Raw genomic sequence first — 25,151 nt, 5'->3', positions numbered from 1 at the left:
GCGGGAGGTGTTCCCGCCGGCCACGTGCGGGACGGTCAGCGGCGCAGGGTCAGGCGGTGGACCCCGCCGTCGACCGTGCCGACGTAGAGGGTGCGGCCGTCGGGGGCGGCGGCCAGCTTGGTGGTGTCGGTGTTCTGCAGGCCGTTCGAGACGTTCTCCCAGGTGAGGCCGTTGTCGGTGCTGCGCAGTACGCCACGGCCGCCCTGGACGAGGCCGGATGCCTTCGAGCCGGTGGTGGCCGCGTAGAGCGCTCCGCCGACCCGCAGCAGGTCCGCGACGTGGACCGCGAGCGGGCCTGTGTCGGCGGTGCGGAAGGTCCTGCCGTCATCGGTGCTGATCCGGACGGACGAACCGCCGACGAGCAGGCGTCGGCCGTCCATCACGATCGCGGAGACGGGGCCCTCGGCGACCTTGGTCTTCGTGACGCCGCCGTCGTCCGAGCGGTAGAGGCCCGAGACGTTGCCGAGCCAGAGGCGCCGCGGGTCGCGCGGGTCACCGGCCATTGCGTCGAAGGGCCTCTCGTGGAAGAGGTTCTTCCAGGTCCTGCCGCCGTCGGACGTCGTGAACAGCCCGTCGCCGAGGATGCTCTTGAAGCTGATGGCCACCCGGTCGGGGTCGGCCGGGTGGATCAGGATCGAGGTCGGTATCTCCGCCGAGGTGCCCTTCACCTGCCAGGTGCGGCCGGCGTCACCACTGCGGGAGACCTCGAAGAGGCCGGTCGCGGTGCGCCGGACCTGCCACACCACCTTGGAGTCCTTGGGCGAGACGGCGATGTGCGAGGTGAGGCGACCGGTCCTGCCCTCCGACCCGGACTGGCCCCACTCGGGGCCGGCGACGGGGATCGTGGTGCGGTAGGTGCCGCTCACCGTTCCGGCGAGCAGTTGGTCGCCGCTGGCCGCGAGGGCGAAGGTGGTGAGACCCTGAACGCCGATCCTCTTGTAGCCGGTGGCGTCGGCCGAGCCGCGGTACAGGCCGTCCTGTTCGCTGGACACCGTCACCGAGCCGTCGGCCCAGCGGTCGTAGTCCATCGGGATGGCGGCCTTGGAGGGGGCGGGCGCGGGCTTCCAGGTCCTGCCGTGGTCGCGGCTCACCTGCCCGGCGCCGAACAGCGCGCGCAGGTACAGGTCACCGCCGGAGGCGGACAGTCCGTTGCCGCCCTCCGGCAGCGGGAGCAGGGTGGACCAGGTGCGGCCCTTGTCGTAGGAGCCGCGGACGCCCGTACCGGGGACGTAGGCGGCCACCACGGTGGAGTCGGCCGCCAGGCCGCGGATGGTGTTCACCGGCTCGTCGAGGACGAGGTGGGCCGCACCGGGGTCGCCCTTGCCGACGCCGTCGATCCGCCAGACGCCCTCGAAGGTCGCCAGATACAGGGTGTCGCCGACGAGGGTGGCGTCGCGGACGGCGCCGGTCACGCCGGTGGGGTACGTCGCCCAGTGGTCGCCCGCGTCCGTGCTGACCAGCAGCGCGCCGCCGACCATCGCGGCGAGGGTGCGGGTCTGCTCGTCCGCGACGAACTCGTCGATGTGCGCGTCGGGCACGGCGAGTTTGCGCCAGGTCCGGCCGTTGTCGTCGGTGCGCAGGATCGTGCCCCGGCGGGTGGGGTCGGCGGCCGTGTTCACGGCGTACCACCATCGATCGGGGCGGTGGGCATCGACCACGACCGCTCCGGTGCCGTTGCCGTCGGCGATCGGCAGCCTGCCCACCTGGCGCCAGTTGGCGCCGCCGTCGGTGGTCAGCCAGGGGGCGGCCTTGCGGAACTGGGTCACGACGGCCTGCTTCGGCCGGGCCGGCGAGAGCGCGAGGTGGCCGGCCTCGCTGTTCGGGCCGATGGGCTCCCAGCGGTTGCCGCGGCTGTCGGTGGGGGTGACCTCGAAGGCGCCGGTTCCGGTGATCCGCCGGCCGTCGGTGCTCCTGGCCTGCACGGCCAGTTGGTAGGCGCCGGGCGCCTTCCCGGTCATGTCGGCCTGGTAGTAGCCCGCGCCGTTCATGGTGGTGGGCAGCGTGAAGGGCTTGCCGCGCGGCGGGGTCACCCTGATCTCCGGCGGTGCGTTCAGGGCGGTCGGGGCGGCGACGTGCACGGTGGAGCGGCCGTCGCTCGGGTCGGGCGACGCCTGGACGACCAGGTGCCGGACGACGAGCAGGTACGGCACCCGCAGGGCCGGGCCGCGGTCGGGGGTGGCCGTGATCCGGCCGCTGATCTCGGTGTCGGTGGCCGGGCGGTCGGCGCGCAGGGTGACGGTGACGCTCGCGGACCCCCCGGCGGGGACGGAGACCCGTGCCGGGGACACGGTGGTGGGCCCGGTGCTGCTGAGGGTGACCGTCAGCGGTTCCTTGCCGGGGTTGGCCAGGCGTACCTTCGCGGAGCCGCCGACGGTCTTCTCCGCCAGGTCGGCGAGGCCGAACGACACGGCCGTCGGGGAGGCGCTCAGGGTGGCCGAGGCCGCGGCGGCCACGTCGAGCCGTCCGCCCCCCTGGACGGTGGGGCCGGTGCCGGTGAGTTGCTTCGCGGTGCCGACCAGTGCGGACCTGATCGCGTCCGGGGCCTGGTCCGGGCGCAGTTGGCGCAGCAGGGCAGCGGCTCCGGCGACGTGCGGGCTCGCCATCGAGGTGCCCGACATGCGGTAGACGCCGGGTTCGTACATCGAGGTGGGGATCGTGGAGCGGATCTCCACGCCGGGTGCGACCAGATCGGGCTTGAGGCCGAAGCCGGTGCCGGGTCCGCGCGAGGAGAATGAGGCGATCTCGTCGGTGGAGTCGCTGCCGCGCAGGGTGACGGACACCTTGCCGGCGGCCAGTCGACGGCTCAGCTGGGCGTACTGGGTCGTGTCGATGCCCATGACGACCAGGCGGTCCATGCGCAACGAGTCACCGGAGGCGGCGGTCCCGGTGAGATCGGGGCGGGCGGGGGTCGCCGTGGCGTCGACCGTTCCCGGGGTGGCGGCGAGCACGGGTCCGCTGTTCTGCGGGAGACCGCCGAGCACGGCGAGCGCGCCGCGCTTCTCGGCCTCGCGCGCCCAGTCGATGTCGTTCCCGCTCAGGACCTCCGTACTGGGCGGGACGAGGATGTCGGCCCGCAGGATCTTGCCCCGTACGTCACCGACCCGCTTCCAGTCCTCGGCGGTGCCCGCGCCGACGTCGACGAGCGGCGCGGTGACCGGCTCCCGGGGCGGGTTCGCAGACAGGATGCCCCGGTATGTCTGGATCAGTTCGGGCTCCTTGCCCGCCAGGTAGGCGCTGGGCATCCGCACCCCGCTGGTGGAGGCGCCGACCGCGATGACGCCATCGGCCGACGCCGGGGTGTTGACGGTCCCGCTGCCGGGCCCGTCGTTGCCCGCCGCGGCGACGACGACCACTCCGGCCCGCACGGCGGCCGTCGCCGCGCGGCCCAGCGGGTCGGTGCCGTCGCCGGGGCCGCCGAGGCTCATGTTGATGACGTCGGCCGGGTGGGGGCCCGCCGGGTCGGCCGCCGCCTCGATGCCGGCGATGATGTCGGAGGTGTAGCCGCTGCCGTCGGCGCCGGTGACCTTGTAGGCCAGCAGACTGGCGTCCGGCGCCATGCCGGTGACGCCTCCCTTCGAGGCCGCCTTGCCCGCGATGATGCCCGCGACGTGGGTGCCGTGACCGTTGTCGTCCATCGGGTCGTCGTCGCCATTGGCGAAGTCGAAGCCGCCGACGACCTTGTGCCCCTTGCCGAAGCCGCCGCCCAGGTCGGGGTGGCCGTAGTCCACGCCGCTGTCCAGGACCGCGACGACGGTGCCCTTGCCGGTGGCCTTCACCCCGGCCGGGTCCGCGCGCTTCCAGACCTCGGGCGCGCCGGTCAGCGGCACGCTGACGTCCGTGCGCAGCTGTATCCGGGTGTCGGGCCGGACGGCGGTGACGCCCGGAAGCGCGGCCAGCCGCGCCGTCTCGGAGGCGGGCACCGTCATCGCCACGGCGTTGACGAGCAGGCCGAGTTTGCGGTGCGAGGCGGGGTGCAGCCCTGCCCCCCGCACCGTCCAGAGGAATGCGTCCTGCCGTGCCTCCAGGGCCCGTCGGGCGGCACCGACGGTGGAGGCGGCGCCGGCGGTCAGGGAGGTGAGCGAGCCGCCGGGGGCGGCCATGACGGCGGCGTCCCCGGACAGTTCGACGATGACCCGCTGGTTCGGGTCGGATGACGTCGCGGTCGCGTTCGCGGTGGCGGGCATCGCGGTGAGCGTCCCGGCGAGCGCGACGGTGGTGACCGTGACGGCCACCAGGCGTCGGCTTCTTCGTGGGTTCTTGGCCATGGGGAGAAGTCCTAGCCCCGAAGTCACTCTCCGTACAACGGATCCTGGCGGCCCATTGCTGCCGGTGGCACAAGTGGGCCAGTATCCGCATATGACGAACGATCTCACCGCCGCCGGCATCGATCCGTTCGACGAGAGCGTCTACCGCGCCGTGTTGACCCGTCGTACAGCGGCGCCGATCGAACTCGCCGCCGACCTCGGCTGCTCACCGCTGCGCGCCGCCAGGGCGCTGGACCGGCTGCACGATCAGGGTCTGGTCGGGCGGCTCGCGGGCGTCCGCCGCCGGTACGCGGCGATCGAGCCGGGGGCCGCGGTCGAGTCCCTGGTGCGCACCAGGGCCGCGGAGCTGGACAGGGTCCGTGCGGTGGCGGGCGAGCTGTCCCGCCTCTTCGCGGCGGCCCAGGCCGGCACCGCCGGGGAGGACGAGGTGGAGATCGCCACCGGCCGCGAGGCGCTCGGGCGTTGGTTCGTCCGCCTCCAGCAGGAGGCGCGCGAGGACGTCATGACACTGGACCGGCCGCCGTACGCACTGACCACCTCCAACCCGGTGGAGAGCACCGCGCTGGGGCGCGGCGTGCGCTACCGCGCGGTCTACGCACCGGAGGCGTTGGAGTGGCCGGGGGTGCTCGAAGACATCCGCGGACTGGTGCGCCGCGGCGAACAGGCCCGGGTGATGCCGGGCCTGCGGATCAAACTGGCCATCGCGGACCGCCGGCTGGCGCTGATGCCGCTCTCCTTGGACCTCGACGGCGTGCGCGCCGCGGTCATCCGCCCCTCCAGCCTGCTGGACGCCCTCACCGACTACTGGGAACTGTGCTGGAAGCAGGCCCTGCCGCTCGACGCCCCCGCCGAGGACCCGTTGGGCGAGGAGGACCGGCTGGTGCTCACCCTGCTGGTCAGCGGCCTCAAGGACGAGGCCATAGCCCGTCAGCTCGGCTGGTCCGTGCGCACCATGCGCCGGCGCATGAGCCACCTCCACGAACTCCTGGGCGCGGTGAACCGCTTCCAGGCCGGGGTCGTCGCGGCCCGCCGCGGCTGGATCTGATCGCCCTATTCGAGTTCCGGGGTGCTGCCGCCTCCGCCCAGGCGGGGGCGGTGCACCGGGGGTCCCGCGGAGGTGTCCGGCGGGGGGTCCGCGAGCGTGTGGTCCAGATAGGCGGCGTAGGCGTCCTCCACGGCCCCGGGCACCGCGGCGCCGAAGTCCTCCAGGGTGACCAGGCCGCGGAAGCTCTCGGAAAGGTGGCCGTGGGGCCCGTACCACGGGGAGGGCAGCAGGTCGTACAGCGCGCTGAGGAGGCTCGTGCGCGCGTTGTGGTTCTGCTCGTCCTGGCGGCTCCAGGGGACCAGGACGACGGTTCCCGGCTCCCGGGCCTCCCGCAGGGCGATCAGTGCGGAGCGCAGCCGCGGCACGCTGAGCGCCCAGGGGTCCACGAGCAGGACCAGCGGTCCGGTGGAGGGGCCGGAGCGCTCCACCCGGGCGACCTCGGCGTCCAGGGTGGAGGCGTCCACCTGGTCGTTGAGGTGGAAGGCGAGGTCGGTGGCCACGTCCACGAGGGGCCGGCGGGAGTCGGGGTGGTAGGGGTTCCAGCGATCGGGCACGGCGCCGTAGTAGCGGGGGTCGCGCCCCTGGGGCAGGTCGTGCAGGGTCGGGGCCACCACGGCGATCCGCAGGCTCTCCTCGGCCTGTGTGAACGACCTGAACGCGGACGGTGCCCGGAGGTAGTCGACCGTCTTGCCGGGGGCGAGGGGTGCGGACTCGGCCACCGTGACGATCCGCGCGGCCAACTGGTGCACCACCTGCCGGTACTCCTGCGCGTTCGAGCGGAGCCGGATCAGCCCGTACAGCCCGTCGGTCGCGTAGCGCTCCCCGAAGGACCGCGAATCGAAGTGGAGTTGCTGCGCCGGGCGGGGCATCTGCCCTGGCGGTACCGGTACCCAGACCGCGGGCACGACGGCCTGAACCGCCTCGGTGTCGCGCGCGCGTTGGAAGACGGACCGCTGGGCGAAGGCGTACCACTCCTTGCCACAGGTCTCGCTGGTGAAGTACCGGGGGGAGTAGAGCGGCACGAACGCCCGGCAGGTGGACAGCACTTCGCTCAACCGGTCGGCCCACCGCTCCCCGGCCTCCATCTGTCGGTCCATGAATCCGGCGGGCCCGCCCGCGGGCAGGTCCGCGAGGGCCATCACCTCGTCGCAGAGATCGCGGAAGAAGCGCTCCACCCACCGGTTCGAGTCGGTGGCCCGTGAACCGAGACGTGGTGTGTGCGCGTAACTCAGGAAGAAGTACGGTCGGTCAGGAGACGGTTCGACCTGCCCCGTCGCGCTCAGCAGCACATGGGCGGCGGCGGAGGCCCCGGCCCCGAGGTCGCGCAAGGTACGGTCGGACGCGCGGGCGAACGGTTCTGCCCCGGGGGCGATCCCGGCGGCCCCCGCCGCGTCGGGCACGAGCGCCGGGAAGCGGCCTGCGGCCGCGGCGTGCGCGGCGACGAAACGGGTGAGCACCTCCCGGGTGCGCAGCGCGTCCCGGGCGCCGAGCCGCGGCGCCAGGTGTGCGCGCACGCCCTCCCGGAAGCGGAGCACCGGCCCGCCCAGCCCGGCTCCCGCTCCCGCCCCGGCCTCCTGCGCCTCGACGAGGAACAGCCCGCCGACGACGACCTCGGCCAGATCGGCCGCCGAGGCCTCCGGGACGAGTTCCTGCCGGATCACGTGGAGCAGGCCGGTGTACAACTGCGGGTACGCCGAGCAGAGCACCGCGAGCCGGACGGCCGGCGTCGAGGCCCGGCGCAGGAACGCCTCGGCCGACCGCGCGGCGTCGGCGGGCCCTTCCTCCGGCGCGGCGGGCGCCGGGGCGGCCAGCCCCGGCCCGGGGAGCAGCACCGCCTCGCAGCCGTCCGGGTCGCCCCGCATCAGCGTGCGGGCCCAGCGGGAGACGGCGCGCGGGGTCAGGCCGACGACGGGCAGCGGCAGCCAGGCGTCACGGTGCCCGCCGCAGGGCGCGCCCTCCTCCGACGGCCCGTACGCCTGCTCCGCCAGCGGGGGGACCGCGAACCGCAGCGCGGGGTTGCGCGCGCCCGGGGCGCCGGGCGGGGTGACCCGCACCGCCGGGAGGTCGAGGCCGCTGTGCCGCCAGATCCGCGCCGGCAGCGGGTTCACCAGCACGGTGGGGGTGGCCGCGGCCCAACCGCGCAGCCGGTCCCAGAAGGCGCGCTCGCCCCCGGCGCCGGACACGCAGTCGGAGAAGACGAGGACCAGCCGCCGGGGCCGCGACGAGGGGGCGCCGGCGCTGCCGAGGCCGCCCGCGCCCGCGCCCGCACCCGGGCCGGTGGCGGCGACCGGCGGCCAGGAGGCGGCCTCCCGGACCCGGAGCGTGCGGAACGCCCCCGTCGAGGCCAGCACCTTCAGCAACTCGGCGCCCGTGTCCTGCCAGACGGCCATGGTCGCGGACCGGTCGAGCACCACGGTCAGGTCGAACCAGCGCTCCGGGGCGGGTCGGAAGGCGGGCAGCAGCTCCCCGCTACGGGCGTATCCCGCGACCGTCTCCCCGACGTCCAGCCGCGATCCGCGGCCCGCGGGCCAGACCCGGCGCAGCGGCCGCAGCGCGCGGGCGAGCTCCCGGGCGCGGGGCAGCGCCGTGCCGCGGGGCACCGACATCTCCCCGGCGGGCAGCGAAGCGCCGCCCGGCGCCGACGGTCCGTACACGCCGAGGCCCGGCCGGCGCCCGATCCGTTCGCGCGCGTCGACGGCTGTCGGCCCCGGGTCCGCGGCGGCGTCGGGAGCCGGGGCGCCGGGGGCGGTCGGGGCGCTCGCCGCCGGGTCGTGTCGCCCGGCCGTCGCCGCCAGCCACAGCAGTTCGGCGATCGAGAGCCCGTCCAGCCCCCGGCCGAGCCCGTGCAGGGCCCCCGTGACGGCCGCCAGGGGGTCGCCATCACGGTCCGGGACCGGGACCCGCGGCGGCGCGGGGACGTCAGGCACCCGAGAGGTCCCGCATCAGGAGCGCGATCAGCTTCTCCCGCTCGGCGTCCGCCATCCGGACCGGGCCGTCCAAGAGGTGCAGGGTGCCCAGGAGTTGGTCGACGGCCACGCTCTCGCCCGCCGCGACCCGCCGCACGAAGCCGTCCACCAGCTCGGCCGCCGGACCCGCGTCGCCGACCTCCAGACCCAGGTGGCCCCGCACGACGCCGCGGATCAGCTCGGCGGTCGGCTTGGGCATGGTGTAGCGCACGCAGCGGCGCAAGAAGGGGGCCGGCAGCTCCTGTTCGCCGTTGCTCGTCATCACGATGAAGGGGAACTCGGTGCACTGCACGTGCCCGTCCTCCACGAGGTGGCGCGCCCCGCTCTCCCAGACCCGCACCAGCGCCCGGTCCTGCTCCTCGCGCATCAGCTCGTTGACGCGGAACTCACCGCGCTCCAGCACGTCGAGGAGGTCCCCGGGCAGGTCCAGGTCGGCCTTGTCGATCTCGTCGATGAGCAGCGCGCGCGGCCGGGGCGAGGGCAGCAGCGCGGTGCCCAGCGGACCGAGGGTCAAGAAGGCGGCGATGTCGTCCGCGCCCGCCTCGCCCCCGGCCCGGGCCTTCTCCTGCTGGAGCCGGTGCGCGTGGATGCGGCCGAGCGCGTCGTAGCGGTACAGGGCGTCCGCGAGCGTACTGCGCGAGGTGACGTGCCAGCGCAGTACGGGCCCCAGGTCCAGCTCGGCGGCCACCTGCTCGATCACCGTGGACTTCCCGGTGCCCGGGCCGCCGGTGATCAACAGCGGCCGGCGCAGCGCCAGGGCCGCGTTCACGGCGTCGGTCAGCCCCGCCGGCGGCCGGAACACCCCGGCCGACGACGGGATCGGGAAGGTCCGCCACGGCGGCGGTGCGGGGAGGGCGGCGGCGGGCCTCGGCACGCCGTCACCCCGGTAGTACGCGTCCCAGGTCATGGGGTCCCCTCGGCTCGGTCGCGGACGGGCAGGGGCGCCGTCCGCAGGAGGCGGCAGAAGCGCAGCCACTGCTCGTCGTCCCAGACGGCGCGCAGATCGGCCAGGTCCGCGCCGTCGACACCGCGCCACCGTTGGCGATAGGCGTGCGCCAGGGCGCCCGGCATGGCCCACCAGTCACGGTCGAGGACGGCGCGCCGCTCCTCGGGGAAGCCCGCGGCGCTGTCCGGCCACAGCAGCACCGGGGTGTAGGCGAGCAGCGTCTCCATCAGCCGCGCGTCGGCGCCGGGATGGCGGCTGAGGCCGATCCCGCGGGCGTAGCGCCCGACCCGCAGGTGCCCGCGCAGCCGCGCAGCGTCGAGCAGGTCCTCGTGTGCGAGCCAGTCCACGGGCGTGCTCCCCCGGCACTCGGCGATCGACTCCCACCGCGCGGCGACCACCGGCTCGATGCTGCGCAGCGCCGCGTCGGGGGTGAGCCGACTGCTCCAGTGCAGGTGCACGTCGTACCGGATGCCCAGGAGCATGGCAGCGCCCGCCTCTTCGGGCCGCCAGGTCAGCAACGGCCCGCTCGGCACGGCCAGGTCCAGCCGTCTGAGGGGGAGTTCGAGGGTGCGGGCGTGCTCCTCGGCCCACAGGACGGCCTCCTCGACGGCGTTCTCGGCGCCCGTGCGGTCCGCGGTGTCGCTGGGGAACTGCTCGTGGTGGATGACCGAACCGTCCAGGAGCAGCCAGCCGTCGAGGACTTCGGGCCAGTCCCCGATCAGGGAGGAGTGCAGGCTGACGACGAGGCCGAGCCGCTGGCCGGCCGCGCGCCGGGCGGTGTGCTCGATGGCGTCGTTGACCTCGACGGGAGCCTCGATCCGCGCGGCCCAGGCGCGCAGTTCGGGGTCGCCCGGGTCCCGGCCGCAGACCTGGGCGAGGAGCGTGACGAAGCGGGCGAGGTCCCGCCTGCCGTCCCGTTCGGTGTCCGGGTGGTTGAAGACCAGTTCGTCGATGATGCCGACGTCGGTGAGGTGCGGGGCGCCGGCCGCGGGGAGCCGTCCCTCGGCCGCCAGCATGCTGTACAGGGTGTGCCGCAGCCGGGCGGTGGTCAGGTCGGCGCCGAGCCAGCTCCGGATGAAATCGACCGTGCGGACCGCCACGAGGAGTCCGTCGAGGCCGCGCAGCGCCCGCTCGCGCCGGGGGCCGGGCGGGTGGCGCAGCAGCTCGACGCGACAGTGCAGGGCCGCCCGCACGTCCGGGGCGCCGTCCGGCACGGGCATCGCGGGATCCAGGGCGGCGAGCGCCTCGGTGAGTTCCTCCCCGGCGAGCACCCCGCCGAAGCCGCCCAACAACCCCTGCCGGACCCGGGCGTTGCGGGCGATCCACAGTGGTTCGTCGGCCGCGCCGTCCGCGTCGTAGTCGAACCCGGAGACGTTCTGCCCGACCAGGAGGCCGCGCAGCGCCTCACGGGTGGCGGCCACGCCGAGGGTGGCCCCGATGCCGGGGAGGCCCTCCCGCAGGACGGCGGTCAGGCTCCGGGAGAAGGCGAGGTCGACGGCGGGCTGTCCGAGGGAGGAGGCCATCAGCAGCCCCAGCCGGGCCCGGCCGCCCCTGGCGCCCCCGGCCAGGTCCGCCACCGCGGGCGGCGCTCCGGCGGCGTGGCAGGTGTCGACGATGCCGAGCACGCCGTCGACACCGGGGTGGTCAGCGGCCCGCACCAGCAGCTCGCCGATGTTCACCGAGCCGTGCCGCAGGTCGTCGGTGGAGTCGGCGCACATGAGGTGCAGGGTGCTGGTGCGCCCGGCGGCGAAGCCGTGCCCGAGGAAGGCGAGGACGAGGGTCGCGCGGTGCTCGGCCGCGTGGTCGATGGCGGCGCCCACGCTCTCCACGAGGGCCGCGCTGGTCAGGTCGTCACCGCTGATCAGGGAGCGGCGCCCGGCCGGCAGCCCGGGTTCGCAGGCGCCGAGCGAGGCGTCGGCCAGTGCCCCGTACAGCCCGGCGGCCGCGTCCTCCAACGAGGTCAGCCGGACCATCGAGGGGCACTGCGGTGCGATCACCAGGACGTGGCGCCGCCCGGCCCGGCGGCGTCTCACCAGGGCTGCCCGCCGTCCGTGCCCGCGTCCACGCCCACGTCCACGCCCACGTCCACGTCCGAAACCGGGCGTGCGAGCCGGGCCAGCGCCTGGGCGACGGGTCCGGCGACGGCCGGTTGCGCGAGGTACTTCTCGGCGGAGTGCACCCAGACGCCGTCCGAGTCGACCCGGCGGGACTGCGGTACGACGCCTGCGGAGTTGCCCCGTACGTCCCGCTCCAGCCGCGGCCGGACGGCGAGGACGTCGTCGCGGTCCCAGAAGTTCAGCCACTCGCCGACCCCCTCGGGCACGACCGCGGGCTGCGGGACGAGCCGGGGCCACACGGCCGTCCGCATGGTGAGGGGGGAGCCGATCGTGACGAACAACGGTACGGATGAGGGGTGTTCGTGGAGCGCCTCCAGTGCGACGACCGACCCGAGGGAGTGCGCCACGACGACCGCCGGGCCGTCCCCCACGGCCTCGGCGACCCGGGTGCGGATGCGCCGGTCGAGGCCGGCGCCATCCGCGCCGGATTCGCCGCGAGCCAAGTAGCGCGCGACCTGGGCAAGATGACTGACCATCACCTTGGGGGTGATCCAGCGCCCGGCGCCGCTCCACGGCCGCAGCGCCAGCACCGTGGTGGCCACGTTGAGCGCCCGGCGTACGACCTGCCCGCCGCCCTGCTCCTGCGCCCTGGGAGCGGCCTCCGCCCGGGCGTGGTCGAGGATCCGGAGCTCGTCCGCGTCCGCCGCCTCCGTCAGGTGCTCCACCCAGGCGACCAGCAGCTCCGCCAGGACCGCGTCCGTGGCCGCGTCCGCACCGGCCCCCGGATCCCCGGCACCCAGGTCCCCGGCGCCCTGGGCCTGCGCCTGGTCGAAGAGGTCGCCGTAGTACGCGAACGCACACTCGACCGCCTCGCCGGAGACCAGTGCGGCCGCCGCTGCGGCGTGCCCGGCCGCCCGCATGCCCTCGGCCAACGCCCGGGCCCACGCGACGCGTTCACCTTCCGGATCGCGCGGTCCGCCGATTCCGTGGACGAACACCAGCCGTGGCCGCATCGGACCCTCCCCTGGTACAGCGCGGTGTGTTGGCAGGTTAGCAACGCACCTGCCGCCGCGCGCCCGGATCTTCCGATGTCCGGTCTCAGGTCTCCGGTCTCCAGCCCCGGGGCGACCTCACTCGTTCAGAGGAGCGCCCTGACCGCGTCGGCGAGCACCCGGGCCGAGGTGTCGGCCGGGCCCGCGACCAGGCGGGTGCGGGTGAGGGCGAAGGACAGCCCCCGGGCCCGGTCCGCGAAGGCGATGCTGCCGCCGCTGCCGTGATGGCCGAAGGAGGTGGTCTCGCCGCCCATCGCGGGCAGGCCCAGGAAGTAGCCGAGCCCCTTCGCGTGCCGCGCGAGCAGCATCCGGTCCTTCCCCTCGACGGCCACCCGGGCCGCGAGCTCCACCCGTTCGGGCGACAGCAGCCTCACACCGTCCACCTCGCCCAGCAGCGCCGCGTACATCCGGGCCGCCGCCCGGGCGGTGGTGGTCCCGCAGGCCGGCAGGTCCGCGAGCAAGTAGGACTGCTGATTCGCCAGTTCGGCGGTGGTCCACACGCCGGGGTCGGGCGCGACGAAGTGGACGAAGGGGGCGGTGGGCGGCAGCGAGGCCAGCCACTGCGCCCAATTCCCCTCCACCAGCGGCACGGTACGCCCGAGCGCGTCCCGGGGGACTCCGAAGTACAGCTCGTCGGCCACCCCGAGCGGTTCGGCGACGTACGTGCGCAGGGCCTCTCCCGGGGTCAGGCCGGTGATCCGGCGCACGGTCTCGCCGAGGATCCAACCGAAGGTCCAGCCGTGGTACCCACTGGCCGATCCCGGTTCCCACAGCGGCTCCAGGGAGGAGACGAGCGCGCACATCGTGTCCCAGTCGCACAACTCCGCCGCGGTGATGCCGGCCGGGAGCTGCGGTACGCCGATCGTGTGCGTGAGGGCCTGGCGCACGGTGGCCCGTTCCTTGCCCCGCGCCCCGAACTCGGGCCAGTAGTGGGAGATCGGGGTGTCGTAGTCGATCAGCCCCCGCTCGGCGAGCACGTGGACCAGGGTGGCCGTGAAGCCCTTGCCGACCGAGAAGCTGTGGATCAGCGCGTCCGTGCCGGGGACGCCCGCGCAGGCGTCGACGATCAGCTCCCCGCCCGCGTACGCCGCGACCTGGAGCCCGGCCCCGGCCTCGGCGCCCGACTCCACCAGCCGGTCCAGGAGCGCGCTGACGTGTTCCTGCGGGGACCCGACGTGCTCCTGCGGGGACCCGACGTGCTCCGGCGGGGACCCGACGTGCTCCGGCGGGGGCGTCGGGCCGTGGGCGGGGGACCGGTTCATGGGCGCCATCGTTCCAGCTGCGGGGGCGCGGGCGGGGGACGACCGTCCGTCGGGCCCTTCGGCCCCGTCGGTCCCTTCGCCCCGGGCGGCTCGGCCCGCGTGGACGTGCGGGCGGCGGGCGCGGTCGGGTTCGGGTTCGGCTTCCCGGATGACCTCGCGCACGTGCTGGAGCAGCGCGGCGAGCACGTTCGGTACGGTCGAACTCTCCAGGGTCGGCATGCGGGTGCGGACGGCCATCGTGGTGCTCCGGTCGTACAGCCCGGATCCGCCATGGAGAGAGCCGCGACGACCGAGCGTACGGACCTCGCTCGGATGTGCGCGTTCGAGCGACGATCCCGACGCGCACTCAACGCGGGAGGCCGCTGACCTCGGGTGATCCGCCCCGCGGGATGCCCGATACGCGGTGCACGCGCAGCGCGAGCTGGATCTCCAGGGCCCGCGAGGGGGTGTTCCAACTCTCGCCCAGGAGCTGCCGGATCCGGTCCAGCCGCTGCACCACGGTGTTGACGTGGACGTGCAGCGCGTCCTTGGCCTTGGCCAGGCTGGCCCCGTGCGCGTAGTACGCCTCCAGGGTCCCGATCAACTCGGTGCCGCGCCTGCGGTCGTAGTCCAGTACGGGGCCCAGTACCCGCTCCGCGTAGCCGGCCACGTCGCTGCGCTCGCCCAGCAGGATCCCGAGGAAGCCCAGGTCCGGCAGGGCCGCGCCCTGCCCGGTGTGCCCCAGGGCGTGCAGCGCCTCCAGGCAGCGCAACGCCTCGGCGTGCGCGGCGGGCAGCCCGGGGGGATCCGCGGCCGGCCCGGCGGAGCCCACGGTGACCGGGACGGCCAGGACCCTGCCCAGGTCCTCGGCGAGCGAGCGGGCCAGCGGACCGGGGTGCCCGGTCGGCGCGACGAGCACCACCCGGCCCTCGTACAGTCCGGCGAGCCCCTCCAGGGCCCGGGCCCGGCGGGCCCCCTCGGCCAGCAGCCTGGTCCGCTGCGCCGCGTCGCAGTGCAGCACCACCACGGCGTGCGGGCGGGTCAGGTCGACGCCCAGCTTGCGCGCGCGCAGCGACTGACCGGCGGGATCCCGGACCCGGCCCGCGGGCCCGGTGGCCAGGAGGTCGCCGAGCAGCTCGCCGCGGACCCGGTCCTCGGCCTGCGCCGTGGACCGGCGCAGCAACAGGAGCAGCGCCGTGACCAGCGCGGTGCGTTCGAAGAGCCGTCGGTCGGAGTCGGGGAGCTCCGGGCGGCCGGTCAGGGTGATGCTGCCGAGGAGTTCGGGCCCCGCCAGGACCGCGCAGACCCAGTTCCCGGCCGCGCGGACGGCCCGGCCACCGGAGCGGGACGCCGCTGTCCAAGCCTCGCGTGCGTCCTGTGCGTCCCGTGCCTCCGGCCGCTCCCGTGCCTCCGGCCGCTCCCGTGCCTCCGGCCGTTCCTGCGCCTGCGGCCGCCCTGGTATCTCCGGCAGCTCCTGCGCTTGAGGTCCCGCGGCCACCCGGGCGAGCTCGCTGCCGTCGGAGTCGTGGACCACCAGACCGCCGCCCAGCAGGGCCGCGACCTCGCGGGCCAGGTCGCCCGTGTCGGCGCCGCGCAGCACCAGTTCGGTGAGCCGGTCATGGGTCTCGGCGGCCAGTCGCATCGCCTCGCTGTGCGCGCGGACGGTCTCGTTCGCCACACCCAGCTCGACGAGGGCCGCGCGCGTCTCCTCCAGCAGCCGGGCGCCGTCGATGGCCACGGCCGCGTGGTCGGCGAGCGAGGCGAGGAGGGCGACCGCCTCGGGAGCGAACTCGCGGACCGCGCGGTCGGCGGCGTACAGCACCCCGATGACCCGGTTGCCCACCCGCAGCGGGACGCCGAGGATCCCGCGCAGTCCCTCCTCGCTCACCCCGTTGTCGATGGCCGCGGTGTGCTTGAAGCGGTCGTCCGTGCGGTAGTCGGCGGAGGCGTAGGGGCGGGCGCTCTGGGCGACCAGGCCGCCGAGCCCCTCGCCCATGCCCAGGCGCAGTTGCTGGAAGGCGGCCGAGACGGAGCCGTCGGTGACCCGCATGTACGTGTCCCCGACGACCGGGTCGTTGAGGGTGAGGTAGGTGACGTCCGTCCCCAGCAGCAGTCGGGCGCGGTGCACGATGGCCCGCAGGACGGCGTCCGGGTCCCGCAGGGCGGCCAGGTCCCCGGCGGTGTCGAACAGCGCGGTGAGCTCCGCCTCGCGGCGCCGGTGTTGGTCGAGGGTGCGACGGATGTCCAGGGCGACCCGGGTGGCCTTCTCCACCCACGCCTGCTCCCCGGCCCCGGCCCCGGCCGCGCGGGCGTCGGCCGCGGGCCGGGCGAAGCGTTCGGCCGGCGCTCCGTCGGCCAGCAGACCGAGCAACTCCCGCAGGGCGGCGGCCGCGGCGCCGGCCGGGGCACCCGGCGCCCCCTGGTCCGTCCCGCCGTCCGCGGTCCCGTCGTCCGAGCTCCCGTGGTCCGAGGTCCCGTGGTCCGCCGTCCACACCGAGGTCATACGGGAGTTCCTTTCAGGGTCGGGTCAGGCGGCCCGCTGGGTCTGCGGAGCCTTCCGGCCGGGCCGTCCGGACGCCCCGGGCGCCGAGGTGTCGTTCACGGTACGCGCCAGGTCGCGGCCGCGGGTCTCCTTGGCGAAGGCGACGGTGAGGGTCGTGACCACGGCGGCCGCGCAGAGGTAGATCGACACCGGGACCGAGGAGCCGTAGTCCGCCAGCAGTTCGACGGCGATGATCGGGGCCAGCGCCCCGGCGACGATCGAGGCGAGCTGGGAGCCCATCGACGCGCCGGAATAGCGGACCTCGGTGTCGAACATCTCGGAGATGAAGGCCGCTTGCGGCCCGTACATCGCACCGTGCAGCAGCAGTCCGACGGTCACGGCCGCGGCGATCACGGGGAACGACTTCGAGTCGAGCAGGGCGAAGAAGGCGAACGCCCACAGGGCCATGCCGCCGGAGCCGATCAGCGTCACCGGGCGGCGCCCGATCCGGTCGGAGAGCGCACCCCAGGCCGGGATGGTGACGAAGTGGACGGCGGAGCCGATCAGGACCGCGTTCAGGGCGGTGGTCTTGGGCAGGCCCAGGTGCGCGGTGACGTACACGAGGAGGAACGAGGTGAGGACGTAGTACGAGATGTTCTCGCCGAACCGGGTGCCGATGGCGATCAGCACCTGGCGCCAGTCCCGGCGGAACACCTGCACGACGGGGGCGCGTTCCGCGGCCCCGCGGGCCGCCGCCGCGTCCGCCTTGGCCCGCGCGGCGAGGAAGACGGGGGACTCCGACACCGAGAGCCGGATCCACAGCCCGACGGCCACCAGCACCCCGGAGAGCAGGAACGGGATCCGCCAACCCCAGGCCAGGAACGCGGCGTCCGACTGCACGGAGGCGAGCAGTGCGAGGACGCCGGTGGCCAGCAGATTCCCACCAGGTGCGCCGGACTGCGGCCAGGAGGCCCAGAACCCGCGGTGCTCGTCCCCACCGTGCTCGGAGACGATCAGCACGGCCCCGCCCCACTCCCCGCCGAGCGCGAAGCCCTGTATCAGCCGCAGCAGCGTGAGCAGGACCGGCGCACCGATCCCGATGGTCGCGTGCGTGGGCAGCAACCCCATCGCGAACGTCGCCCCGCCCATCATCAGCAGACTGAGCACCAGCAGCTTCTTGCGCCCGACCTTGTCACCGAAGTGCCCGAAGACCACCCCGCCCAACGGCCGTGCCAGGAAGCCGATCGCGTAGGTGAGGAAGGCGATCAGCGTCCCGGTCAGCGGATCGGCCGTCGGGAAGAACAGCTTGTTGAAGACGAGCGCGGCGGCGGTGCCGTAGAGGAAGAAGTCGTACCACTCGATGGTGGTCCCGATCAGACTGGCGGCGACGATCCGCCGGATTCCGGATGGAGCCTGCGGGACGGTTCCGGGGGAGACCATGTGCACCACTTCCAGGGTGTCTGCGGGGACGTCGGGCGTTGCCACAACGTAGAAGTCCCCAGTTCAGCGGCATATGTGGCCCGCCATCACAATCACCTGCACCCGCATGTGTCCAGCCACCACACAGCCGCCTTCGCACCTCGTGGGTCGCTCCGGAAGGGGGTGGACAGACGCTGCCCGAATTGCGGAGGTGTGCCTGTTTGGGGGAGGCGGTGCTGGTTCCCGTGGGGCGGCCCGGAGCAACTCGTCGCCTCCGGCCTCGGCTGGGGCGCCTTCCACCGCGGCCGGGCCCTCTCGCTCGCCTGCACCTACTTCCTCGGCAGCCGCTACGAGGACGTCACCGCCCTGGCCACCCCCCGGCAACCGCCACCAGTCCTCGCACTGGCCTGCGTCACCGCCCTGTGCGAGGACATCGCCGCCCGCGGCCGGACACCGAGCTGGACCTGCTCCCGCGACAACCGCCCCAGCCGCCTCCTGGCCTGATCGGCAGGCTTCCGCCTGACCCGCGAATACCTCCACTACGCCACCGGCGCGCGCAGCATCGGTACGGCCCTGGTCCTCGTGGTACTGGCCACGGTCGTTGCCACGGGGGCCCGGCGCTGGCGAATTCCCGCGCGGTTGTTCCAGGTCTCGGCTGAGGGATCTTGAAGGGGTGTGACCCAGACACGCCGGAAACCCGCCGGAACTTGAGCTTGGCCTGCTGAGTTTCTGACGCTGTCGGGGATCTTGGCGATGACGGTCGGCCATGCCCTCGACATCTCAGTCTCCAAGATCCCCGACCTCGTCACCCGCGATCAGCTCCGCGTCTCCTCGCGGCGTCCAATAGCGGCCGCATCGGGTACGACGAGCAGCTTGCCGGTGGTACGCCGAGCCTCCAGATCGCTGTGGGCCTGGGCGGCCTCGGACAATGCGTAGCGGCCCGTTACGGTGACCTCGAGCGACTTGGAGCGCACCCACTCGAACACATCGGCGGCCCGTCGGAGCAGTTCGGACCGATCGGCGATGAAGTCCCCGAGGCTGGGCCGGATCAGGGTCAGCGAACCGCCGTGGGCGAGCCGAATCGGATCGAACGGCGGCACGGCACCACTTGCCGCGCCGAAGAGCACGAGATGGCCGCGGGTTCGCAGGCTGGCGAGGCTCGCATCGAAGGTGTGCGCGCCGACGCCGTCGAAGACGACCGGCAGTCCCTGACCGCCGTTGAGCCGCCTCACCTCGGCTGCGAGATCGTCGACCGCGGAGGAAAGGATCACCTCAGCGGCCCCGGCGCGCTTCGCCAGCTCGGCCTTCGCCGTGGTCGACGTCGTGCCGATCACCCTGCCGCCGAGATGGGTGATGAGCTGGGTCAAAAGCAGCCCCATGCCACCAGCGGCCGCATGCACGAGCACCGTGTCGCCCCCCTGAACCGGGTAGGCGTCCTTGGCGAGATAGTGCGCGGTCATGCCTTGAAGGAGCACGGCGGCGGCGGTCTCGAAGTCGATGTCGTCGGGCAGCGGCACCAGCCGGGAGGCGTCCACGACGGCCCGCTCGGCATACGTGCCGGGAATCTCCACCCAACCGACCCGGTCCCCGACTTCGACGTCAGCGACGCCGGGTCCCACTTCGACGACCGTGCCGGCGCCCTCAGCACCCGGGGTGAAGGGCAGCGGGAGGCTGTACCGGCCCTCACGGTGGTAGACGTCGAGGAAGTTGACCCCGGATGCGGCGACCTCCACGACCGCCTCGCCCGGACCCGGCCGCGGCTGGTCCACCTCGGCCTCCTGCAGCACCTCGGGACCGCCCACTTCGTACACCTGAATCGCTCGCATGACCCCTCCAATATCGGTTCACCCCACCAACCCCGTTGATGGCGATCCGATTCCCGGCAAGCGGACCAGCCCGCCGCCCCCGCCGAGAGCTGAGACGCCTGTTTTGCACCCGGGTCTGGGACAGGAGACCGAGGCCGTCAAGGGTCGACGAATGCACCACCCGCCGCGTCCACGCCTGCGGACGCCCCGGCTTGATGCCCTGCGGCAGCAACGGCTCAAGCCGGGCCCACTGGCCATTCGTCAGATCACCACGCCCCACAACACGTGATCGCGAACGGGCAAGATCCACTTTCGCAACAGACCCTAAAGGTTGTTGTGGAAGGGTGGGTGGTGGTAGGCCGGTGTGCTGGTGGGCCTGGTGTTTCACCGGGTCGTGGACTCCGCCAAGGCCTTCCTCGTCCCCACCGCCGTGTTCGTGGGGTCGATCCTCGCGATGGTCGTCGCCGGCCTCTTCCGGGACGGTCCGATCAGCACCGCCTCCGCCACCGGACACGCCTCCGCGCTCGGTGAGGGCGCCACCTCCGTCGGCGCGCTCCTGCTGCTGAAGGCCTTCGCGGCGGGCTGTTCGGCGCTGACCGGTGTGGAAGCCGTGGCCAACGCCGTGCCGTCCTTCCGCGCTCCGGCGGTCCGCCGGGCCCAGCGCACCGAGGTCGCTCTCGGCGCCCTGCTCGGCGTCATGCTGATCGGGCTCTCGGTCCTCATCGGGCGCTTCCACCTCCAGCCGGTCGAGGGCGTCACCGTCCTCGCCCCACTCGCGGACGCCTCCTTCGGTCACAACGCGGCCTTCTACGTCGTCCAGTTCGCCACCACGGTGCTGCTGGCGCCGGCGGCGCACACCTCCTTCGGCGGGCTGCCGGTGCTGATGAGCCTGCTGGCCCGCGACAACCACCTGCCACACCTCTTCGCCCTCAAGGCCGACCGCCAGGTCCACCAGCCGCCTCGGCGACGACCCCCTACACGGAGATCGGTGAGCGTCCGGAGCTCGGCCGCATCGCACAGGCCCCGAGCCGCTGCGCCGGGACTGGGAGTTGTGGAAGCCCGGAGTGGAGTTGATCGAGCTCTCCTCGGACACCCGCTCGCTCGGCCGCCCCGTATCGGCGTACGTACGTGAGCTGGCGCGGACCCATGCGAGCGCACAGGTGACCGTCCTCATCCCGGAGACCGAACCCGCCCGCCTGTGGCAGCGGTTGCTGCAGAACCAGCGCGGCTCCGTCGTCGCCCGCGCGGTACGCCGCGACACCGACGCCGTCACCTGCCGGCTGCGCTTCCGCATCACCTCTGACATGCGCTGACCTGCCTTGACGCATCCCTGACGGATGCTTGACACATCTCGATGTGCCGACGTCAAGACGGCGCCAAATCCTCTGCGCGCATGAGGGACGGCCTGCGAACGGGCGGTAGTTTCCTGCTTGTTGCGCCGCCGGGGCCTCGATCACTCACATGACGGCCGAGGGGGTCCATGGAGTGGTCCCCGGCGGCGACACCTCTCTCACACCCCTGTCCGGCCCGCCGGCAGGGATGTCCTGCCTCAGTCGAACTCACCGGAAGGTCCCTTCATGGCTCCCGCCGCCGCGCAGCACGTTCCTCCGGGTCTCGGGACCCCTCCGCGGGCTCCGGTCAACCGGCCGCCCCGGAAGCGGGTCGGGCAGGCAGACGTACTGGAGCCCGAGCTGCTCGCAGCCTCCGCACGAGAGGCGGTCGGCAAGCTCCACCCGCGTGAACTGGTCAAGAAGCCGGTGCTGTTCGTCGTCGCGGTGGGTTCCGTGCTGACCACGCTGTCGGCGGTCATCCATCCGTCCGTCTTCACGTGGGTGGTCAGTGTCTGGCTGTGGCTGACGGTCCTCTTCGCCAATCTGGCCGAGGCGGTCGCCGAGGGCCGCGGCCGCGCCCAGGCCGCATCCCTGCGCAAGGCGCGGACGGACACGGTCGCGGTCCGGCTGAACCACTGGACGTACGGGGCGAACCTGCGCAGCGCGGAGACCGAGGTGGTCGCGCCGGCCGATCTCCAGCCCTTCGACTTCGTCCTCGTCGAGGCGGGGGAGCTGGTCCCGGCCGACGGAGACGTGGTCGACGGGGCGGCGATGGTGGACGAGTCGGCCGTCACGGGTGAATCGGCTCCGGTGCTGCGGGAGTCGGGCGGCGACCGGTCCGGTGTCACGGGGGGCACGACCGTCCTGTCCGACGAGGTCGTCGTACGGGTCACCTCGCGCCCGGGGCAGAGCTTCATGGACCGGATGATCGCCCTGGTCGAGGGCGCGTCCCGGCAGAAGACCCCGAACGAGATCGCGCTGAACATCCTGCTGGCCGCGCTGACCGTCATCTTCGTCCTGGTGGTCGTCGCCATCCAGCCGATGGCCGCCTACGCGGGCGCCGCCCAGTCCACCACCGTCCTGGTCGCCCTCCTCGTCACCCTCATCCCCACCACCATCGGCGCGTTGCTCTCCGCGATCGGCATCGCGGGCATGGACCGGCTCGTCCAGCGCAACGTCATCGCGATGAGCGGCCGAGCCGTGGAGGCGGCAGGCGATGTGAACACCTTGCTGCTCGACAAGACCGGCACGATCACCCTCGGCAACCGCGAGGCCGCCGCCTTCATCCCGTTGCCCGGCGTCGACCACATCGGGCTCGCGGACGCCGCGCAACTGTCCTCCCTCGCCGACGACACCCCGGAAGGGCGGTCGGTCGTCACCCTGGCCCGGCAGTGCGGGCTGGAGCCGGCCGCCACGCAGGACCTGAGCAACCCGAGGTTCACCGAGTTCAGCGCCCGTACTCGGATGAGCGGCGTCAACCTGAGCTGGGACAACGGCGCCGGCTGCGCCATCCGCAAGGGCGCGGTGACGCAGGTCTGCGACTGGGTGGTGACACGCGGAGGGAGCGTACCGGCGGAAGCCGCTACGTGGTCGGCTGCCGTGTCCGAGTCCGGAGGCACGCCCCTGCTGGTGGCCGTCCACGATGGGAACGGACCCCGGGTCCTCGGGATCATCCACCTGAAGGACGTGGTCAAGGAGGGAATCCGGGAGCGGTTCGCGGAGTTGCGCGCCATGGGGATCCGTACGGTCATGGTGACCGGCGACAACGAGCTCACGGCCCGCGCCATCGCCGCGGAGGCAGGGGTCGACGAATACCTCGCCGAGGCAACCCCGGAGGACAAGCTGGCCCTCATCAAACGGGAGCAGGAGGGCGGCAAGCTCGTGGCCATGACCGGCGACGGCACGAACGACGCCCCGGCTCTGGCCCAGGCGGACGTCGGCGTGGCGATGAACACCGGTACCTCGGCCGCCAAAGAGGCCGGGAACATGGTGGACCTGGACTCCAACCCCACCAAGCTCATCGACATCGTCGAGATCGGCAAGCAGCTCCTCATCACCCGAGGAGCCCTCACCACCTTCTCGATCACGAACGACGTTGCCAAGTACTTCGCGATCATCCCCGCGATGTTCACCGCGACCTACCCGGGACTCGAAGCCCTCAACATCATGGGGCTGAGCAGCCCGACCTCGGCCATCACCTCGGCGATCATCTTCAATGCCCTGATCATCGTCGCTCTCATTCCGCTCGCCTTGCGCGGCGTCCGCTACAAGCCGGCCTCCGCCCACGACCTGCTGCGCCGCAACCTCGGTGTCTACGGCCTCGGGGGACTGATCCTGCCCTTCGTCGGCATCAAACTGATCGACCTGGTGGTATCCACCGTCCCCGGTCTCGGATAGACGTTGGTTCCCCCGCGGGGGTGGTTCCCGTCCGGGCCGCCCCCGCGCTTGCGAGGGCATGTCCCACGCCACATGAGACCCCATCCGTGTTAAGGACACGTCAGGATCTGTCCCCTCACGTGCATAAATGATCGGGCTGCGTACGCTGGCCCAGCCGTCGATGTCGATGGCTGATTCTTTGCCGTACGACAGGAGCCCCCCACGATGGCCACCCCTGCCCGCACGTCGCGCCTGCGGGCGTGGATGCTGGAAGGCTTGACCGCCGAGAACAGTTCGCCCGCCGCCAAGGAGGCGGCGGCCCAGCCGCACGGCCGGCCGTGGTGGCGCGTCATGTGCCTGACGGGTCTCGACTACTTCTCCACCCTCGGCTACCAGCCCGGTATCGCGGCGCTGGCGGCCGGACTGTTGTCCCCGCTGGCGACCATCGTGCTCGTCCTGCTCACGCTCTTCGGCGCGCTGCCGGTCTACCGACGGGTCGCGGAGGAGAGCCCGCACGGCGAGGGCTCGATCGCCATGCTGGAGCGGCTCCTGACGTTCTGGAAGGGGAAGCTGTTCGTCCTGACCCTGCTCGGGTTCGCGGCGACCGACTTCCTCATCACCATCACCCTCTCCGCCGCCGACGCCACCGCGCACTTGGTGGAGAACCCGCACCTCACCAGCACGCTCCACGGCCACGAAGTGCTGATCACCCTGATCATGATCGCGCTGCTCGGAGCCGTGTTCCTCAAGGGGTTCAGCGAGGCCATCGGCGTCGCCGTGGTCCTGGTGGCCACCTACCTCGGCCTGAACGTCGTGGTCGTGGCCGTCGGTCTGTGGAACGTGATGACCGAACCGCACGTCATCACCGACTGGACGACCGCGCTGACCACCGAGCACGGCAACCCGTTCATGATGATCGCCATCGCGCTCATCGTCTTCCCGAAGCTCGCGCTGGGTCTGTCGGGCTTCGAGACGGGCGTGGCGGTCATGCCGCACGTCAAGGGCGACCCGGACGACACCGAGGCCAAGCCGGCCGGCCGGATCCGGGGCGCCAAGAAGCTGCTGACGACCGCGGCCATCATCATGAGCGTTTTCCTGATCTGCTCCAGCTTCATCACCACCTTGCTGATCCCCGCCGACCAATTCAAGCCAGGCGGCGAGGCCAACGGCCGGGCTCTCGCCTATCTGGCCCACGAGCACCTGGGCTCGGCCTTCGGCACGGTCTACGACATCTCCACGATCCTGATCCTGTGGTTCGCCGGCTCCTCCGCGATGGCGGGCCTGCTGAACCTGATGCCGCGCTACCTGCCCCGCTACGGCATGGCCCCACACTGGGCCCGAGCCCTGCGCCCCATGGTCATCGTGTTCACCCTGATCGCGTTCCTGGTGACCTGGATCTTCAACGCCGACGTCGACGCCCAGGGCGGCGCGTACGCCACCGGCGTCCTGGTCCTGATCACCTCGGCGGCCGTCGCCGTGACCATCGCCGCCCGCCGCGCGGGCGAGCGCGGCTGGACCATCGGCTTCGGAGTCATCTCCGCCGTCTTCATCTACACCACGGCCGTCAACGTCGTCGAGCGCCCCGACGGCGTGAAGATCGGCGCCTGCTTCATCGGCGGCATCATGGCGCTCTCCCTCCTCTCCCGTCTCGCGCGCGTCTTCGAGCTCCGCGTCACGGACGTGGAACTGGACGACATGGCGCAGCGCTTCATCCGCGACACGTCCAACCGCACCATCCGCTTCATCGCCAACGAGCCCGACAACCGGGACCTGGACGAGTACCGGCAGAAGAAGGAACAGATCCGCGCGGACAACGACATCCCGCCCGGTGACGACGTCATGTTCGTCGAGGTCACCGTCCTGGACGCGTCCGAGTTCGAATCCGGCATGCGGGTCCGCGGCGAGGTGCTCCACGGCCGCTACCGGGTCCTGACCCTGGAGAGCTCCAGCATCCCCAACGCCCTGGCCGCCTTCCTACTCCACGTACGTGACGAGACCGGCCAGCGCCCCCACATCTACTTCGAGTGGACCGAGGGCAACCCGATGGCCAACTTCCTGCGCTTCTTCCTCTTCGGCCAGGGCGAAGTCGCCCCCGTCACCCGCGAGGTCATCCGCGAAGCCGAACCGGACCGCGCCCGCCGCCCCCACGTCCACGCCGGCTGACGT

At 73.0% G+C, this 25,151-nt stretch carries 13 protein-coding genes and 1 pseudogene; 5 read left to right on the top strand and 9 right to left on the bottom strand.

Features of this window, described 5'->3' with window-relative positions; genetic code table 11:
- Positions 1-35: 35 nt before the first annotated feature.
- Positions 36-4,265, bottom strand: a complete 4,230-nt coding sequence (locus tag ACIBEA_RS05790; RefSeq protein WP_399258360.1) for a S8 family serine peptidase — start codon at positions 4,263-4,265, stop codon at positions 36-38.
- Between the two features lie 91 nt (positions 4,266-4,356).
- On the opposite strand from ACIBEA_RS05790, the gene ACIBEA_RS05785 reads away from it, so the two are divergent.
- Entirely contained in the window at positions 4,357-5,310 is a 954-nt protein-coding gene (locus tag ACIBEA_RS05785; RefSeq protein WP_399258358.1) for a hypothetical protein, read from the top strand.
- A gap of 5 nt (positions 5,311-5,315) precedes the next feature.
- Here ACIBEA_RS05785 and ACIBEA_RS05780 read toward each other — a convergent pair whose 3' ends face one another.
- The 7 genes from ACIBEA_RS05780 to ACIBEA_RS05750 all read right to left on the bottom strand — a co-directional run bounded on the left by ACIBEA_RS05780 (position 5,316) and on the right by ACIBEA_RS05750 (position 17,494).
- Positions 5,316-8,237 carry a TIR-like protein FxsC gene (locus ACIBEA_RS05780; protein ID WP_399258356.1) on the bottom strand — a complete coding sequence of 974 codons (2,922 nt, stop codon included), beginning with the start codon at positions 8,235-8,237 and terminating at the stop codon, positions 5,316-5,318.
- On the bottom strand, positions 8,230-9,183 hold the full coding sequence (locus ACIBEA_RS05775) for an AAA family ATPase (RefSeq protein WP_399258354.1): 954 nt from the start codon (positions 9,181-9,183) through the stop codon (positions 8,230-8,232). The genes ACIBEA_RS05780 and ACIBEA_RS05775 overlap by 8 nt, the downstream gene beginning before the upstream one ends.
- Positions 9,180-11,255: a hypothetical protein gene (locus ACIBEA_RS05770; protein WP_399258352.1), complete on the bottom strand. Its 2,076-nt coding sequence runs from the start codon at positions 11,253-11,255 to the stop codon at positions 9,180-9,182. Before ACIBEA_RS05770 ends, ACIBEA_RS05775 begins: the two co-directional genes overlap by 4 nt.
- A complete protein-coding gene (locus tag ACIBEA_RS05765) occupies positions 11,252-12,292 on the bottom strand; it encodes an alpha/beta fold hydrolase (protein ID WP_399258350.1) in 1,041 nt (346 codons plus the stop codon). Before ACIBEA_RS05765 ends, ACIBEA_RS05770 begins: the two co-directional genes overlap by 4 nt.
- Positions 12,293-12,417: 125 nt before the next feature.
- Positions 12,418-13,830 (bottom strand): serine hydrolase, encoded by a 1,413-nt coding sequence (locus tag ACIBEA_RS05760; RefSeq protein WP_399258348.1) that lies wholly within the window; start codon positions 13,828-13,830, stop codon positions 12,418-12,420.
- A 109-nt stretch (positions 13,831-13,939) separates the two neighbouring features.
- Positions 13,940-16,075: a helix-turn-helix domain-containing protein gene (locus ACIBEA_RS05755; protein ID WP_399258346.1), complete on the bottom strand. Its 2,136-nt coding sequence runs from the start codon at positions 16,073-16,075 to the stop codon at positions 13,940-13,942.
- A 24-nt stretch (positions 16,076-16,099) separates the two neighbouring features.
- The gene (locus ACIBEA_RS05750) at positions 16,100-17,494 is read right to left on the bottom strand and encodes an MFS transporter (protein WP_399259039.1); all 1,395 of its coding nucleotides are present in this window, start codon (positions 17,492-17,494) and stop codon (positions 16,100-16,102) included.
- Positions 17,495-17,686: 192 nt separating this feature from the next.
- Between ACIBEA_RS05750 and ACIBEA_RS05745 the strand changes: the two genes are divergently transcribed.
- Entirely contained in the window at positions 17,687-17,977 is a 291-nt protein-coding gene (locus ACIBEA_RS05745; protein ID WP_399258344.1) for a GNAT family N-acetyltransferase, read from the top strand.
- 311 nt (positions 17,978-18,288) lie between these two features.
- Here the strand turns inward: ACIBEA_RS05745 and ACIBEA_RS05740 are convergent, their stop codons facing one another.
- Complete coding sequence (locus ACIBEA_RS05740; RefSeq protein ID WP_399258342.1) at positions 18,289-19,299, bottom strand: quinone oxidoreductase family protein; 1,011 nt, start codon at positions 19,297-19,299, stop codon at positions 18,289-18,291.
- Positions 19,300-19,642: 343 nt separating this feature from the next.
- Here ACIBEA_RS05740 and ACIBEA_RS05735 point away from each other — a divergent pair.
- The 3 genes and pseudogenes from ACIBEA_RS05735 to ACIBEA_RS05725 form a co-directional block, all read left to right on the top strand.
- Positions 19,643-20,591 (top strand): annotated as a pseudogene (locus tag ACIBEA_RS05735) (hypothetical protein); the annotation flags it as partial.
- 264 nt (positions 20,592-20,855) lie between these two features.
- Entirely contained in the window at positions 20,856-23,006 is a 2,151-nt protein-coding gene (gene kdpB / locus ACIBEA_RS05730; RefSeq protein ID WP_399258340.1) for a potassium-transporting ATPase subunit KdpB, read from the top strand.
- Between the two features lie 204 nt (positions 23,007-23,210).
- Positions 23,211-25,148, top strand: a complete 1,938-nt coding sequence (locus ACIBEA_RS05725; RefSeq protein WP_399258338.1) for an APC family permease — start codon at positions 23,211-23,213, stop codon at positions 25,146-25,148.
- Positions 25,149-25,151 lie beyond the last annotated feature (3 nt).

This window comes from Streptomyces sp. NPDC051555 (assembly GCF_044454405.1).
Lineage (GTDB): Bacteria > Actinomycetota > Actinomycetes > Streptomycetales > Streptomycetaceae > Streptomyces.
This window is presented reverse-complemented; position numbering and strand designations above follow the sequence as displayed.

Excerpts from the sequence above, each read along its gene's own strand:
- ACIBEA_RS05750 (WP_399259039.1), bottom strand. The coding sequence starts at position 17,494 with ATGGTCTCCCCCGGAACCGTCCCGCAGGCTCCATCCGGAATCCGGCGG.
- ACIBEA_RS05755 (WP_399258346.1), bottom strand. The coding sequence starts at position 16,075 with ATGACCTCGGTGTGGACGGCGGACCACGGGACCTCGGACCACGGGAGC.
- ACIBEA_RS05775 (WP_399258354.1), bottom strand. The coding sequence starts at position 9,183 with ATGACCTGGGACGCGTACTACCGGGGTGACGGCGTGCCGAGGCCCGCC.
- ACIBEA_RS05785 (WP_399258358.1), top strand. The coding sequence starts at position 4,357 with ATGACGAACGATCTCACCGCCGCCGGCATCGATCCGTTCGACGAGAGC.
- ACIBEA_RS05790 (WP_399258360.1), bottom strand. The coding sequence starts at position 4,265 with ATGGCCAAGAACCCACGAAGAAGCCGACGCCTGGTGGCCGTCACGGTC.
- ACIBEA_RS05725 (WP_399258338.1), top strand. The coding sequence starts at position 23,211 with ATGGCCACCCCTGCCCGCACGTCGCGCCTGCGGGCGTGGATGCTGGAA.
- ACIBEA_RS05740 (WP_399258342.1), bottom strand. The coding sequence starts at position 19,299 with ATGCGAGCGATTCAGGTGTACGAAGTGGGCGGTCCCGAGGTGCTGCAG.
- ACIBEA_RS05760 (WP_399258348.1), bottom strand. The coding sequence starts at position 13,830 with ATGGCCGTCCGCACCCGCATGCCGACCCTGGAGAGTTCGACCGTACCG.
- kdpB (WP_399258340.1), top strand. The coding sequence starts at position 20,856 with ATGGCTCCCGCCGCCGCGCAGCACGTTCCTCCGGGTCTCGGGACCCCT.
- ACIBEA_RS05765 (WP_399258350.1), bottom strand. The coding sequence starts at position 12,292 with ATGCGGCCACGGCTGGTGTTCGTCCACGGAATCGGCGGACCGCGCGAT.